This window comes from Tenacibaculum sp. nBUS_03, assembly GCF_051201695.1.
GTDB lineage: Bacteria > Bacteroidota > Bacteroidia > Flavobacteriales > Flavobacteriaceae > Polaribacter.
In genome coordinates this window covers 1598334-1615065 of record NZ_CP179214.1, presented here as the reverse complement: position 1 = coordinate 1615065, position 16732 = coordinate 1598334, and the positions used below count along the sequence as shown (strand labels likewise).

7 protein-coding genes are annotated in these 16732 nt (G+C 30.6%); 2 read left to right on the top strand and 5 right to left on the bottom strand.

The genetic code is table 11. From position 1 onward, the window contains the following. Positions 1-5: 5 nt before the first annotated feature. Together ACMFBB_RS07480 and ACMFBB_RS07475 are read left to right on the top strand one after the other, a co-directional pair. Complete coding sequence (locus ACMFBB_RS07480; RefSeq protein WP_435263793.1) at positions 6-1040, top strand: sensor histidine kinase; 1035 nt, start codon at positions 6-8, stop codon at positions 1038-1040. Continuing rightward, a complete protein-coding gene (locus tag ACMFBB_RS07475) occupies positions 1040-1771 on the top strand; it encodes a LytR/AlgR family response regulator transcription factor (protein WP_435263792.1) in 732 nt (243 codons plus the stop codon). The genes ACMFBB_RS07480 and ACMFBB_RS07475 overlap by 1 nt, the downstream gene beginning before the upstream one ends. Before the next feature lie 124 nt (positions 1772-1895). Here the strand turns inward: ACMFBB_RS07475 and ACMFBB_RS07470 are convergent, their stop codons facing one another. The 5 genes from ACMFBB_RS07470 to ACMFBB_RS07450 form a co-directional block, all read right to left on the bottom strand. Further along, positions 1896-3266: a hypothetical protein gene (locus ACMFBB_RS07470; RefSeq protein WP_435263791.1), complete on the bottom strand. Its 1371-nt coding sequence runs from the start codon at positions 3264-3266 to the stop codon at positions 1896-1898. 318 nt (positions 3267-3584) lie between these two features. Continuing rightward, entirely contained in the window at positions 3585-9965 is a 6381-nt protein-coding gene (locus ACMFBB_RS07465; RefSeq protein ID WP_435263790.1) for an alpha-2-macroglobulin family protein, read from the bottom strand. Between the two features lie 223 nt (positions 9966-10188). Next, on the bottom strand, positions 10189-12246 hold the full coding sequence (locus ACMFBB_RS07460) for an OmpA family protein (protein ID WP_435263789.1): 2058 nt from the start codon (positions 12244-12246) through the stop codon (positions 10189-10191). A 12-nt stretch (positions 12247-12258) separates the two neighbouring features. Next, on the bottom strand, positions 12259-13215 hold the full coding sequence (locus ACMFBB_RS07455) for a PorP/SprF family type IX secretion system membrane protein (RefSeq protein WP_435263788.1): 957 nt from the start codon (positions 13213-13215) through the stop codon (positions 12259-12261). A gap of 1 nt (position 13216) precedes the next feature. Beyond that, positions 13217-16708: a gliding motility-associated C-terminal domain-containing protein gene (locus tag ACMFBB_RS07450; RefSeq protein ID WP_435263787.1), complete on the bottom strand. Its 3492-nt coding sequence runs from the start codon at positions 16706-16708 to the stop codon at positions 13217-13219. Positions 16709-16732 lie beyond the last annotated feature (24 nt).

The window sequence follows — 16732 nt, the reverse complement described above, 5'->3', positions numbered from 1 at the left end:
CTAATATGAATTATTTTTTTTCAATAAGGGCATTACCTAATTATATGGTTTGGTTACTAACATTATTACCTGATTATGTTATGAAAATTAGTGATTTAGGTAAGAGTGAAGAATTAGTTTATTATCTAGTTTTTGAAAGTTTAGCATGGTTTTTTATTGGAGTCCTATTGACAGCGGGTATACAATTAGGGGTAGATACATTTGCAAAGGATAAAGCAGTAAAGGGTAAAGTATTGTATTTAATATTACTTATGAGTATTGCATCGGTGCTATTCAATTATATATTTTGGCCAATAGTGGATGTATTGTTTGAGTATTTTATGAATAAAGCGAGTTACCATGGTAAGTTTGCAACTCGTATTTTTAATTGGCTTAACTGGGTTATGTGGTTTGTATGCATAACGGCATTTGAGCTGTATGATGAGGTGAAGGAAACAAAATTAAAGAATGCTGAATTAGATGCTACCATAAAAGAATCACAATTAAATACGTTAAAAGGACAAATAAATCCTCATTTTATGTTTAATAGTTTGAATAATATACGAGGTTTAATTTTAGAGGATGTAAATAAAGCTAGAAATATGCTCACATCCTTATCTGAAACATTAAGATACTCTCTTACACAAAATGATATACATGCAATTGCTTTAGAGGACGAGCTTGAAATGGTTGAAAAATATGTTGATATTTTAAAAATACAATTTGAAGAGAGATTACAATTTGAGCTAGTTGTTGATGAGGCTACGTTAAGTGTTCAAATTCCGCCAATGCTCATTCAAATGTTAGTAGAAAATGCTATAAAACACGGCATTTCTAATTTAAAGGATGGGGGGGAAGTATCAATAAATATAAAAGAAAAAAACAGTTTGTTATTTATAAGAGTTGTAAATTCAGGGACGATACAAAATAATAGAAGGGGTACACAACTTGGTGTTAAAAACATAAAAAAACGATTACATTTATTGTATGCTAAAAAAGCTACTTTTAGTTTAATTCAAGAAGAAAAAAAAGTAGTTGCAACTATTCAAATTCCATTATAATGATACCATTAAGTGCAGTTATTGTAGAAGATTCACGTTTAGCCAGAAATGAATTAAAAGAGCTAATTAAACAACATAAAGAATTAATGGTTATAGGTGAAGCTGAAAATGTAGATGAAGGTTTTGAGTTAATAAATAATACCAAACCTGATGTATTATTTTTAGATATTAATATGCCAGAAAAAAATGGTTTTGAACTTTTAGAAATGTTAGATGAGGTTCCAATAACTATTTTTACAACTGCATTTGATGAGTATGCTATAAAGTCTTTTGAGTATAATGCCTTTGATTATTTGTTAAAACCCTTAAATGAACAACGTTTTTCTATAACAATTCATAAAGTAATCGAGCAAATAAAGAGAAATACAAGTATTGATAATAAGAACACGAATGTATTTAATTTAGAGAAACAAATTTTTATAAAAGATGGTGAAAAATGTTGGTTAGTGAAAATTAAGGATATTGTGTTTTTTGAAATAGTAGGCAACTATACTCGAGTGTTTTTTGACAATAACAAAGCGTTAATTTATAAATCACTTATTCAAATAGAAGAAAAATTACCTAATACTGTCTTTTTTAGAGCAAACAGACAACAAATTATAAACATTAATCATGTAAAAAAGGTTGTATCGTGGTTTAATGGTAAATTAAAAATAGAAATGTTTTCAGGAGAAGAGATTGAAATATCTAGAAGGCAGTCTTATATTTTTAAAGAACAGCTAAGTTTTTAAGTTTTTTTATGAGGCATTAAAAGTTTAAGAAATTATTTCTACCTTAAATTAACTATAGATAGCTAAAAAACACCTCATGATTTTTATAAGTCTAGAGGTGTTTCTTGTTCGAATGAGTATTGTTTTATAATTCCCAAACATTTTTTTTTTCTACATAAGCATCCCTACTATTTTCGTTTGGATAATTTAGGTCACCAGAAACAGCAGCAGTTCCCTTTAAATTAAAAGAAGATTTAGGTTTAACCATTTTGTCAGCTACCCAACCAACAGTATTATCATATTCTATAGAGTTTAAGAAACATCTTGATTTATTTGGGTTTTTAGTAGTTGTATTTAAATTATAGGTTGTTTGTGCATAATGACCTCCTGTATAAGGAATATGATTTAGTGTGGTTCCCATTAAATAAGATTCAACTAAATCAGCATTTTCAAACTTTGAGCCATTTATAAATTTAGATTCGGAGATTTTTTTATAAGCTACATAGGTTGATGCAGCCATTCCTGTTCTGTCATGACCACTAGAACAGTGAAAGTAGATGATTCTTTTTGTAGCTGCTCCTTTATCAGTTTGACTTGAACTATCTGTTAGGTTAGATTTAAACCAGGTGTTTATGTTAGTAGCTAATTCTTTTACCATAGTAACATAATGTCCGTCTTTAGAGCCAGCAGGATTAATATTCCATTGACAAATTCTACCAGTAATATTAGGAGTTACTGTAGTAATTTTAGCAGGATTATCTGCTAAAGCTGGATACCAATTTGTTTGGTTAGTTATTGCACTATGTTCTCCGCCAAATGACTGATATTCTGGGTTTAAAATATTGTCAGAGTTGTCTGCTAATAAAGCTATAACACATAGTTCATAGGATTCTGAAGGCATTTCTTCTGTTGTAGATTTTTTATAAGCACTTTTTAAAGCATCCATAAAAGAAGGAAATTCAATTAATTGTAAAGGGTTTTTAACCTTATCATAAGCACCTAAAGGAGCATTACCTCTAAATAAAAGTGTATCTTCTGACTTATCTAAAAGGAAAACTAAATTAGGATCTAAGACTGGTGCTTGAGAAGGATTTATAGGTGGGTTTTTTTGAGTTGAAACTTGAACTTCAACGGTATTTGTATAACCAGCTGTATTGATGTTTTTAAACATAGATTGGTTGTCTCCTTGGCTTGGTGTTCCTGTAATAGACCAGTAAGAATCTCCACCTGGATTCGTTAAGTTAAAACAAAGATTACATTGAGAAGTTGTATTGTTAAAAGCATTCTTACTGTATGTTGTTACAATATAAGAATTTGCATATGCTGATGAGCTTGATTGAACAGTAAGTGTTTTAGTTATCGGTGAATCGCTCATAGAAGCATCAATTGTTACTGTTTTAGCAGGTTTCTTGTTAATGATAAATTGAAAGTCAGTGTCATTCTGCATTATTAAAACTAGTTTAACTCCTGGATCTGCTTTTAAAATGTAATCATTTGTGAAAGTGTAAATTGACATAGTAAATTGGTTTTTAGTGTTAAAAAAGACTATATAAAAAATATTGAAACTAATATGCTTTTATAAAGACATTAGACATTAAATATTATTTCTGAAAACTATTTATTGTAATGTAATTGTCTTCTGTTTGTTTACAAAGGTGAAGTATTGATAGCCGTCTTTTTTGAAAATAGTAATGAGAATGAGTTTTTTGGGTATAAAATAATTTATAATGAGAATGAGATGAGAAATAAAAAAATGGTTTTCTTTAATAGAAATGATTTTAAACAAAAAAACTGCTAAAAAGCAGTTTCTTTGTTTTTATAGAGGTTAAAAATATTATTCTACATTAATTCGGATTCCTTTGGAATGACTACTAAATTCAGGAGCGTACATATTTTGTATCGTTGTAATTCCGTTGCTGAAATTTCCAGCATTATTAACTCTTACATCATATTCAAATACATGAACACCTTTAGGTAAACGTTCAAAAAAGAAATTTGTTGAAGCGTCTTTTGTGCTTTCATAATAGCCTAAACCATCTTGCCATTTGTATGTAGAAAGTACGTTTATTGGCTCAACACCACTAGCTCTCATGTCTTTCATATGAATAAATTCCATGTTTCTATTTGAACGTAATTCTATACGTACAGTTATTAAATCTCCAACTTTTAATTCCGAGTTTTCAGTAACTTCAATTAACTTTTTGCCAGTATCAGAATTTATTTTTTTAAATAGTTTTTTCTTTAATTGCAAAGGTGTTTTTGCTGAGGTTATTTTATCTAAATCTTCAAAATATTGCCAATACAAACTACCCCAAGCAATTGATTTTCCCTTTACGTTAATAGAAACTTCTCCCATACTAGGAGTAATTTCATTAGCATTCCAAGATGTTTTAAAATACCCTGTTCCAGCTTCAATTTTTACCGATGGAAGTTTGGTTGGGTCAATTTTTTTATCACCAACTTTAAGAGCTACTAAATCGGTTACAGAAATCCAATCACTGCCTTGTAATAATAAGGCATAAACTGCCTCAGTTGTTGCTTTGGTTGTTTTCCATTGACTAACTTGTTTATTTTTTAATAACCAAATTTTTAAGTTATCTACTGTTTCTGTATCGTTTTCTATTTCAACAAACGCCTCAATTAATAAAGCTTGAGTTTCAATAAGAGCTTGATACCAGTACCAGCTAGGCTTATTAGCTTTCCAGTACATGCCTTGTTCTTCTGAGGTAATGCTGTTTTCTTTTAATGAATTTAAAATTTTTGAAGCTATCTTTTTGTCTCCGTTTCTATGTTGAATTAGAGCAATTAATCCTTTACTATATAAATTGAATTCATTCCAGTAAGTGGCAGATTGATTTTTATAATATTCAATTGCTTGACTAGCTTTATCAATAACAGGTATATCAGAATAAAAGCTACGCATGTATAAATACTGTAATTCAAAATAACCAATATGTTGTTTAGCTAAAAATGTTGCTGCTTTTTCAGCGCCACTTTTTTGTGTAATTTTATCAGCTTCTATAAGTAGTTTTTTATACTCATCAGCAATTTCAAGATCTAAAAATTTAATGGCTTTGTCAAGTATGGTATTTACATCTTTATTAAAACTTGTAACGCCTAATTTTTTTAAATGACCAAAGCTACTGGCAATATGTTGTGTAATATATCTGTTTGGATACATATTACCTTTAAACCATGGAAATCCTCCGTTGGGTAATTGCATATTCTTCAACTTGTTTATGGATGATTGTTCTTCATTACTCAATTTATTTAAGTCAAATAATAATGCAATTCTCTTTTTTTGTTCAGTTTCAGATTGTGCATCACGTAGCCAAGGAGTTTCCTGAATTATTAATGATTTTAATTCTTGGTTTTTTTCTAGATTGCTAAGTAGCGTTTTTGATGATTTCCATTGATTAAAAACTTCTTGGATTCTTGGATTTGAGTTTGCGATATGACTAGCAAGTGTATTAGCATAATAACGAGCAAAAGTTTGTTCACTACACTCATGAGGGTATTCCATTAAATAAGGTAACGCTTGAACAGCATACCAAGCAGGATTAGAGGTTACTTCTACTGTTAATTTATGATTTTTTAATGTAGATGAGGTGTTGTTTTTAAGTTTATTAAGTGTAAATGTTTTTGATTGATTACCTCGGACCCACATAGGTAACGTCTCGGTAACTAACATTCTATTTGATAATACAGGCAAAGCATTTTGCTCTCCATCAGAAAATTCCCCTGATTTTGCTAAAACCTTGTATTGAACGGCATCAATAGTTTCAGGGATTTTTAAACTCCAAGATACAGTAGTGTTCCCATTTTTATCAACAGAGAAAGATTTATTTTTTGTAGTATTATTTAATAAATCTATTTCTTTTCCTGTTATAGGATTCGTTAAGATAAGTTGGGCAATTCCTGTTAAGTTGTTACTAGTAAGATTAGAAATTTTTGAACTTAGTGTTATTGTATCTCCATGGCGTAAAAAGCGAGGAGCATTTGGGGTAACCATTAGTTCTTTTTGAGTAACAGTTTCGAGGGTTTTGGTAGCTGCATGTAATTCTTTCGTGTGAGCTAACAACTGGAGTTTCCATTTAGTTAAGGCTTCAGGTGCCGTAAAATTAAAAGAAATGTTTCCGTTTTTATCAGTCGTTAAATGCGGGTAGAAAAATGCTGTTTCTTGTAAGTTTTTACGAATTTGAATTCCTTTTAAAGTGTTTTTAGCTAGATTACTATCATTATATTTTTTAGTTGAATTTTTTGGAGAGAAACTATCATTTAAAGCCTCACTTTTTTCAGCTTTTGCAAGATTTGCACTAACGCTAAGAGCTTCTCCGACCACTCTAGTCATTTTTCTTCTTGGAGCAGAATTTGCATAACCAGCGATAACAATTTCATCTAGTTCACTTTCATTAGGGGGTAAGGTGAAAAATAAGTCGTTATAGTTTTCAATCTTTCTTTCAATTGTTTTATAGCCTAAAAAGCTAATAATAATGACATCTCCTTTATTAACATTTAAAGTAAAATTACCATCAAAATCTGTTTCTGTTCCATAGCTTGTTCCTTTTACTAGTATAGTTGCACCTGGTAGTGAACCGCTATCATCGTGAACTACACCAGATATGGTTCCATCAAATTTGGTTCTTTGAAAAGTTAGTCTTTTTAAATACTGCCTGTTAATCCAGTTATCATTAATAAAACTAAAACCAAACCAATTGTATTGAATATTTCTTTTTTGATAATTGTTATAATGACGATTCGTATTGTTGTTTAAGTTTTGAACTCTAAAATAATTGTTACCAAAACTGATAGTTGCTTCTGCACTGTTGTGTATAGAATATATTGGTTTATTAATAGGAGAGAAGTTCCATTCATGAGGTTTAAAAGCATCTAAAGAAGCATCGTACATTCCTGCTAAAAGTTCAGCAGTTACCGCATCTTTTTTAGGTCCTTTAATAGTGAAGCTCCATGTTTGTTTTTGACCTGGTTGTAGCTTATCTCTAAAAGTTTTTGTGTTTATTTCTAAATCTGTTTTAGGATAAGGAACACTAACTAATAAATTTCCTTTTTCAAAAGCATTATAATTAACAAAATACCATTTAACACCAAATCCTCCTATATCATCTTTGGTTACTGGGATAGATATTTTAGTGTGGCTTTTAGTTAAATGAATATACCTTCTTTCTTCTGTTTTATGTTTTTTTTCTATAAAGAGCATTAATGTGATGTCTCTTGAATTTGAGCTTATAGTTATTTCAGCTTTATCGCCTGGGGTGTATGAAGCCTTATTGGTTGTTACTTGTACTAATTTAGTGTCAGCAGGGAGTTTGTCTAATTTAGAGAAAACAGTAACAAATTCTTTCGCTGTAACTTTTTGACCAAATTTATCTTGGGTATCTAAGACAATAACGTATTTTCCAGATTTCCAATTTCGTATACTATTTAAAGCTATTTCTTTCTGATGTTCAGTATTGAATTTTGTATTGAAAACTAAAGTTCCTTTTTCCCAATGAATAGAGTTATCTTCATTTGTGTAAGCATCATATGGAAACTTATTTTCAAACTCTTTTTGAGATATTGTTTGGTAATCAGGAGCCTTCCAAGGGCGTTTACGTAATATGCGATTAGGTGCTTTTAATTTATAAATCTTTAAAGTTCCTGTGCTAGCTACAAATTCGTCATTTAAATTTTTAGTGCTAATTTTTAGTAAGTGACTGCTCTTTGTTTTATCTAGTTTTTCAGGGCTTTCAATATCAGCCACTAAGGCATGGTAACCAACTTTTACTTCAGTATTTGCACTTCGAGTTTCACCATTAATATCAGTTACATCAGCAGAAACTTCATAAATAAAAATGGGTAAATCTTTTTTGGAAACACTTTCATCTGGTATTGCTTTAAATTGTATAGAAAAATTACCAGATGAATCTGTAATGCCTTCTCCTTGAGTAATTTCTTGAGGTTGTGATGTGAAATAAGATCTATACCAATACCACCATCTAGGGTATTGTACTTTTCTATGAACGCGGTATACAACTTTTGCGTCAGAAATATTAACTCCAGAGAAGCCCTTGGCAAATCCAGTTATAGTTACAGAATCGTTTACTTTAACAGCACTAGTGATAGGTTTAAATGCTGTTTCAAATTTAGGGCGCTTGTATTCCTCTACAGAAAAATACGTATAGTTTTTATAGCTGCCAATAGATGTTTCAATAACAAATTGACCGGTTAAACCTTGGTTGGGTACAATAAATTTTGACGAAAAAGATCCAAATTCGTTGGTCTGTAATTCAATTTCTTTTATCGTTTGGTGGTTAACATCTTTAAGTTTAATACTTATAGTTTCATTAATTTTTACAGTAGCTTTCTTTTTAAAAGTTTCCATTGTAATACCTTTAAAGTGCACAGTTTGTCCAGGTCTGTATATACTCCTGTCAGTAAAAAGAAATGTTTGTTTATGAACTCGAGGTGCTGAATTATTATTTTTATATCTTGGATTTATATAAAATTTACCAAAATCTACATTTTCGTCTTTATAGGTAATATTTACATTTACGTTTGGGTAATATTGTTTGTTTGGAATAAAGGTAAATTCTCCGTTTTTGTTGGTTACAAAATGGTTGTCTAGTTTTTTATCATAATGATTTCTAACAGTATTGGTAAAGTGAACTTTAGCATTCACGATTGGGGCTCCAGTGTTTCTGTCAACAACTTGATAATTGTTAGTTATTTCATTATTATTTATAAAAGCAATATTCGTTGCCTGTACATAAGAAAAAGCTACTGTTGTTTTGTTGGACACCTCTTTTTTAGTAGAAGCAAGAATTAAATGACTTCCTCCTGAAAGTTTGGGAACAATAACTTCAGTAGTGTGCTGTTGGTAATCTTTTTCATCTTTTAATTCAGAATACCAAGAAGCTGTTTTTTGAAGGTTTTTTATAAATTTAATTCGCTTTTCTTCATTATAAATTTTTTCTAGCTTTGAAATTTGAGCAGCTGTAATTTTAAAAATAGAAAAATATAATTCGTTACTATTTTTATAAGTGACTAATACTTTTGAAAAATGATTTATTGGAATATTTTTTTCAGTAATAATGGTTAATGATTTATCAAGAATTTGTTGCTTTAACTCCTCACATTTTTTTGCGCCATCGCTTTTAGGAAACTTTGTAATTATGGTATTGCAAATAGCTAGTGCTTTTTTGTTTTTAAATCTATGATTTTCATCCGTTTCATTTGGTTTGTATGCGTTTGCTAATTTTGAATAAACTTTAGCGATTTCGTAGGAATACAAGCCAGAAATTCCATTTGCTCTATAACGATTTTTAGAGGTTTCTAAAGCTTGTATATATAAATTTTGCTTGTTTTTAAAAACGCCATGTTGTTTTACAAAAGCTAAACGTTGTAAATCGATAGCTACTAAAGCTTCAAGATTTTTATTTTTTTCATGAAATTGAAGTAGGTCTTGATATATTTTTAAAGCATTAAATTGTAAGGATGTTGTGTCTTTGGTTGTTAGCTTTATTGAAATAAAATTCTTTAGGTTACTCAATAAATTGGGGTCGTTTAGCTTAAACTGATAAGAAGGTTTGGTAATGTTTGTTTCCGTAGTTTTATAAAAGTCTAAAGAGTTCTGTGCCAAAAAATCAAACAAAGTTGGTTGGTGTTTTTTATGGTTTTTGTTGACACGTAAAATATCATAGAAACGTTGGATATCGGTTTTTTGCAATTGACTTTTGTTAGTTAAGGAAGCCTTGTAATATTGATGTATTTCGTTAAACAACATTTTCAAATCCCAGGTTCTAAAATCATTTTTATCAACTTTATCTTGGGTTTGTGTCCTATTATAAAATTTCCATCTATTTTGATTAAAAAATTGCCAGTACAAGTTTGCTAATACATTTTCTAATACGTTCTTAGTTGGATAATCTGCTGTAGCTATATGTTCTTTAAATTGATTAACAATTTTTAATTGAGCATCTTCTTCTAACACTAAAGAAAACTTGCTTTTATAAAAAAGTGCTTTTATTAGTTGTGGTGAATTATTTTTTTTCTTTGCTTTTTCATAAATTTCATTAACAACTTTTAAAGCAGATTTTGGAAGATTGTCAATTTCAAATTTATGAACTTTATCCCATAAGCTTTGATAATTTTGTTGAGCTTTAATTGTTGTTGAAAATAGAAATATCATTAGCGACAGAAGGATTGTTTTTTTCATTTTTTTCATTTTGGTAAATTGATGATTTTCATTATCAATTAGAATAACTTAACTTTTAATAAAGTACGTGATTTTTTGTTGTTTAATCAACCTCAAATAAGTGAAATGGTGTTTCTCTTATGTAAACGGAACTTTTCATTTAGTTAATGGTTAAAGATAATGAAATCTATACATGTTTTTGTATAAAACAAAAAACGAGCCAATAGGCTCGTTTGGTATGTTATTAGTGAATTTTTTTTATTACAAATTCACATCTTCTATTCAGTTCATGTTCTTCTTCAGAACATGACTTTTCGGTTTTACATTGTATAATAGGTTTTTCTTCTCCATAGCCTATTGCAATAATTCTATTAGGTTCAATACCTTGATCTATTAAGTAATAGCGTACAGAGTTTGCTCTTTTTTGAGATAGATTTTTATTGTATTTTCTATTACCACGCATATCTGAATGTGTGCCTATTTCTACAATCATATCCGGATATTTTTTCATTAGATTAATTACTACTTGAGAAGCTTTTTTAGAGTCACGTCGCATGTACCATAATTTATAGTCAAAGTTGATTTCTTGAGTTTTGATAACTAACGCTCCTTTTTCTTTAACAATGTCTTTTTCTTTGTTGATCGCTGTTTTTATTTTATTTTCTCTTTCAAATTCAAGTTGTTGAGCTCTTTTTACTCTTAATTCGTGTTCTTTTTTTAGTTGTAAGGCTATAGCAGCTTTTCTTTCTTTTTCTATAGTAGCTTTTGATTTTAATTGTAAAGATGCGTCATTATTTTTTTTGCGTTCTTCTTTTAAGTTTAAAAAGGTTTTCTCCTTGGTGTATCTTTCTTTATAGGCGCTAACCAAGTAGGTAGAATTACATTCAGCGTTAAACTTAAAATAACCTTCTGAGTTTGTTTTTGTTGTTGCTATAGTATCTCCTTTTTGAGTTAAAGTGATAAAAACATTTGCAAGTTTTAATCGAGTATCTATATCTGTGATTGTACCTGAAATATATTGAAAGCAATCCTCTATAATTAAAGGTTTTTGTTCTACTATTTTATAAATATCATCGTTTCCTTTTCCTGATGGGCGATTTGAAGAAAAGTACCCTTCCTTTGTAAAAGGGTTAATATTGAATGAAAAATCATCATACCCTGAATTTATTGGTAGTCCTATATTATCTGGTTTCGATACCGATTTCCCATTTATTTTTGAAATGAATACATCCATAGCTCCAAAGCCTGGGTGCCCATTAGAAGAAAAATAAAGGTTATTATTACTATCAACATAAGGAAACTGTTCTTTTTTATCGGTGTTTATTTCAGGGCCTAAGTTTTCAGGTATACCCATACTTCCATTACTTAAGATAGCTACTGAATAGATGTCAAAAGATCCAAACCCATCAGGCATATCTGAAGCGAAATACAAGGTTTTTTCGTCAGGACTTAACGCTGGATGTTCTGTAGAATAGTTATCACTATTAATCGATAAAGGAGTGATCTTTTCCCATTTTCCATGTATAAATTTAGCTTTAAAAATTTGAACATGGGTTATAGCGTTTTTATCTTTTCTTCGTTTACCATTTGTATAGTTATTACGAGTAAAATAAGCAGTCTTACCATCACGGGTAAAAATAATATTTGACTCGTGTAATTTGGTGTTAATTTTTGAAGAAAAAGAAGTAATTAATGAAGGTTTTTTTAATGATACTTTGTAGATATCTAAATATTGATCGCCAGTCCATCCATATTCTTTATGAATGCCATCCTCTGTTCTTTTGGGAGTAGCGAATATCAAGGTGTCTCCTTTTTGAATAGCACCAAATTCAGATTTGTCACTATTTATAGCTAAGTTTTCAATGGTAAATCTAGCACCAATGGCCTTAATATTTTCAATATATTTTATTGATTCTTCTAGACTTTTAAGCTTCGTGGCATCATTGCTTTTGTAGTATGAGCGAAGTACATTGTTGGCAATATGATATTTATTGCTAGCTTTTAAAGTTTCGGAATATCTAAAATAAGTGGTTTCGTCGAGTAAGCTTTTGTAATTTTTTACTAAGTACTGGTAGTATGTTGAAGCTTTTTCATAGTTAGAAATAAAAAAGTACGAGTCGGCAATATTTTTTAAAGCTTTAAAAGAATATCTATCATCTAAAGATTTTTTATAAAAAGGAATGGCCTCGCTGTAATAAGCTCTATCAAAATATTTATTGGCTCTTATAAGGTTTCTATCGACTTGTGCGTTTAAACAAATTAAGTAGAAAAATGCTAGTATACATGTAATTTTATTCTTCATAATACATTTTCTTTAAAAAAATCTTGGAGATTTGTCAAACCCTTTTTTTAATCCTAAGGTATCAAAATCAAAAAGGATAAATACCTCGTGACTTCCTGAGTTGAAATTACTTAGGTTTGAAGTAGTAAAGTCAAAAGCATACCCCACAGATAAGCTAGAAGTGGCTCGTAAATTAAACATAGCGCTGAAAGAGTCATTAACTCTGTAAGATATACCTCCTTGAAATCTATTATTAAAAAGAAGATTTAATGAAGTATCTACTACAGCAGGAGATCCTTTTACAGCTTTTAATAAGAATGAGGGTTTTAGTTTTACAACATCACTTAGCTTATATACGTACCCTGCATTTATGAATAAATGAATTTCTTCCCCTCCAATATTTCTAAGTCCATTTTCTTTTTTAATATGTTTTGCATTTATTAAATTGGGAGCAGCAATTCCAAAATAATAATCATTTGTATAGTAGAAAGCCCCAATTCCAAAACTTGGCAATGTTGAATTTTGATTAACAAAGGCAATATCATCCGATAAAAATCCAGTGGTAACATCGTCGTCAGGAAACCTGAAATTATCAAAGTTTGTAGCTAAACTTGTAAAACCAGCTTTTAAACCTAGTGATAATTTATGGTAGTCAGTTAGTTGAATAATATAAGCAAAGTCCGCATAAAAATTAGTTTCCTTTAAAGTTCCATTACCAATATCATCACTTATTAAAGAGAAGCCAACTTCGAATTTTTCGGACAGCGGGGTATGGGCAAATAACGTGTAAGTCTTTGGTGCTCCTATTGCGCTAGTCCATTGTGATCTATGCATAAATCCAAAGTTGACAACCCCAAGTTCATTGGTTACATAGGCAGGGTTGAATACACTTTGATTTATTGTATATTGAGTGTATTGTGGATCTTGCTGAGCAACTATTATGTGCAGCGAACTTAAGGTTAGAGAAATAAAGAGTACTAATTTTTTCATATTATTTGCTTAAATAAATTCGTCCTTGCTTTGCTGATTTATCATCCTGATTATAGTAAAGTATATAAAAATATACACCACTGGTTACATCATTTCCTGAAGATGAATTTTTACCATTCCATTTAGGAGAATTGATATCTCCTTTGAAAAGTGATTGACCATACCTGTTGAATATTTCGAAGGTATATTTAGGGTAGAAATATTTAATATGCGGAATAAAGTAGCTATCATTAATTCCGTCTCCATTAGGAGAAAAGCCATCAGGGATAAAAAAATCATAATCTTTTTCAGAACAGTTTTTGAGAGAAAATGTTATTGGTAATCGTTCGCTTTCACACCCTGAAGATTCATGTACATTTGCAATATAGTAGGTAATGTTTTCTTCTATTAAATTCATGGAGTCTAAGGTGTTTACTCCGTTAGATGAATCAAACCAAGTTAACTGATGACCAAAATAGTCTAAAAAATCACTTTCAAGATCAAAGAGTGTTAGTTTATCAAGTGCACAAAGTTCAGTTTCTCCTGAATAATTTGGTGTAATAGGTGTTAAAACTACTACTGTAAATTTTAGACGGTTAGCCCCTTCACATCCATTAATGTTCTCAACGGCATAATATGATATACCAGTAATTAGTGGCGTTGTATTTTTCAATTGGTTGCCATCAGTTGGATGGTCGTACCAAACAACAGTTCCTGAATTTGCAGTAGCTTCCAAATCAGCAATGGTTGGTGCATTTATTGCACAGAAAGTTGGCGATGTATTGGAACTTATTATATCTTCAGGGGTTACAAAAGTAATAGTTACATTTGAGCGCTCGGAGCTTTCACAGTTGGTGTCAGGGTTTGTTGAGCTTACATAATAGGTTACTCCATCGATTAAAGATGTATTTGGAGTTATTGGGATGTTAGAGGTTTCACTTTCGTACCAAGTTAAATTCGTTCCTTGTGTAACTTGAATATCAGATAGAGCAGGCAGGTTTGGAGAAAAATCAGGTAAACAAAAAGATTGATTTGGGTCTAAAACTGGTTTATCAGGAACTCCACCAATTGAAAATGTTTCTCTTACTTCAAATTCTGTTTCATCTCTACAAGGGGTTGTATCGTTTTGAGTACTCTGTAATACAACTTCATAAATGTCTTCGTCGAAGTCTTGTAAACCGATTTTAAAATTAGAGTTTAATCCTGTTGAATTAAACCCCGATGTGAGTAGAGTTTGATTGGTGGTTAAATTAATGACTGTATACGAAATAATGTATTCTCCATTAGATAAAATAGGAGCATCAATGTTAATTTCAATATCTGAGGCATCACAAGAATTGTCAATGGTTAGGCCTAGAGAAATATCATTTGGTTTTCTACGAACTATAAAGTTTTTATCGATACAGTTCGTACCATCTTTTGGTATTGTTGTAAATGTAATGTTGTAGTCATAATTTTTTTTAGGAAAAATAGACATATCAAGAGAGATGGTGGCTTTCCCATTGATGAAACTTATGCTTTGATTTGTTACTACTGATTCTTGATTAGTAGTTAAATCAGTAACAGTGTAACTTACAATATGTGTATTGTTTGATAAAATTCCATTACTATCCGTTAGATTGGTAATGGTAGCTTCAACGTTATTATTTTGATAACAGATATCAGGAATGTCAATAGCTGGATTAAAAATAGTAAAAGTACCTTCAGTAATGGTAAAATCGTTACACTCAATATCTGTAATATTGGTTATTTGCTTCGTACGTATTCGATAGAGCCCGTTTGGAAGATTTGAAGTTGCTAAATCAATTTGGTGATTTTGAATGGTGTTTGAATTGTCAGAAATGTTAATATTTGACTCAGTTTCTGTGATTATTGGGGTATTAGTCTGATCTAAAATTTCGTATTCAAGATCATAAGTCATTTCTAACGGATGAAGCCTTTGGTGCTCAATATTAATAATTAATGAATTTCCTGAACATTGATTTTCAACTGTGAAAATACCAGTTATATGTGGGTTTCGTCTTACTGTAAAGTTTTGATTTATGCATCTTAAACCATTTGTATCAACATCGTTAAATGACAAAGTGTATTCAGTATCAGTAATTGGTTGGCTTGATAAGTCGAGTGTTAATATTCCTACGCCATTATAAAAACTTACATTTTGGTTAGTTATAATTAATTCTTCATTTGAAGTTACGTTTGTAATTGTGTAATTTACTAATTGATCACCATTTAATTGATTTCCGTTAAGATCGACCATGTTCGTGATGGTGACATCAATTAAGTCGCTATCATAGCAAGTATTTGGGACATTTATTTGGGTGCCAAAAATAACAAAAGTATCTTCAGAGACTTCAAATTGACTACAAATAGCCCCTTGGATATTTGTAATTTCTTTTGTTCTAATTATGTAGGTTCCTGAGGATAATGTAGTATTTGGTAATGTAACCTCATGAGAAATAATGGTGGGGTCAGTAGGGTCAGCTATTTGAATACCAGAAATTGTATCTGAAAAAGCAATTACATTGTTTGAGTCGATAATCTCGTATTCCAAATCATAGTCCATGAAAACTCCATTGGGTCTTTGATGTTGAATTTCAAAAGTTAACGATTCTTCTATACATTGGTTTGCTACAGAGAAATTGGCAGATATATTGGGTATTTGTATACGAACTGAAGTAGTTTCTTCTGAACAGATTCCATGTGTAGGAAAAACAGTATAATCAAAACGATATTCTCCTGGTCCAAAATTGCTAAAAATTTCTTCAATATTAATTACTGAATCATCAATTGCTGTAATTTGGCCCGTTCCATTGATGTCAGTCCAAATCCCATTACTATCTTCTCCAGTTAAATGGTCAAAAAGGTCAACACTAGTACTAGTTGATAAATCTTCTGAAGAACAGATTGTTATGTTTAGAGCGTTTCCTGGTTCAGGAGTTCTATGCACTTCTATTGTAACTTTAGCAGATCTTTCAGGACAAGTATCTACCGCATCAACAGTATAAACGAATGTATATGTTCCAGGACCTGCAGCAGCGGCATTGAACATACTTTCAGTCAAAAAACCAGATGGGGTTCCAGTATCGGGGCTCCAAGTACCATTGAAATCAGCTGTTAAACTAGTTAGATTATTATCTAGGAAATTAAACAAATCTACTGCAGGATTACTGCTACAGGTATTTGCTCCACCCGTTATATTGTTTTCTCCAGGGTATCCTCCCAAGAATATAGTAACATCAGATGTTTCAGGACAGTTAGGATGGGAGTAAGTAAATACATACTCTCCAAACTGGTTAATTGCCCACAGGTTAACAATCCCTGTAGAACTTGATAAAGCATTTTTGATAACCGGATTTTGTACAGCCCAAGTTCCTCCTGCCTCAGGTGTTCCATTAAGATGATTAAAAAGGTTGAATGTTTGGTAATTAGAATCTGTTTCTTTATCACAAATAGTAACTGTACCATCCGAGCCAGTACATTGAGAGTGAACAACGTTGTGAAAAAATAACAAAATATAAAAGATGAACAATAAAGG

Coding starts and splice junctions, on each gene's coding strand:
- ACMFBB_RS07480 (WP_435263793.1), top strand. CDS start 6: ATGAATTATTTTTTTTCAATAAGGGCATTACCTAATTATATGGTTTGG.
- ACMFBB_RS07475 (WP_435263792.1), top strand. CDS start 1,040: ATGATACCATTAAGTGCAGTTATTGTAGAAGATTCACGTTTAGCCAGA.
- ACMFBB_RS07470 (WP_435263791.1), bottom strand. CDS start 3,266: ATGTCAATTTACACTTTCACAAATGATTACATTTTAAAAGCAGATCCA.
- ACMFBB_RS07465 (WP_435263790.1), bottom strand. CDS start 9,965: ATGAAAAAAACAATCCTTCTGTCGCTAATGATATTTCTATTTTCAACA.
- ACMFBB_RS07460 (WP_435263789.1), bottom strand. CDS start 12,246: ATGAAGAATAAAATTACATGTATACTAGCATTTTTCTACTTAATTTGT.
- ACMFBB_RS07455 (WP_435263788.1), bottom strand. CDS start 13,215: ATGAAAAAATTAGTACTCTTTATTTCTCTAACCTTAAGTTCGCTGCAC.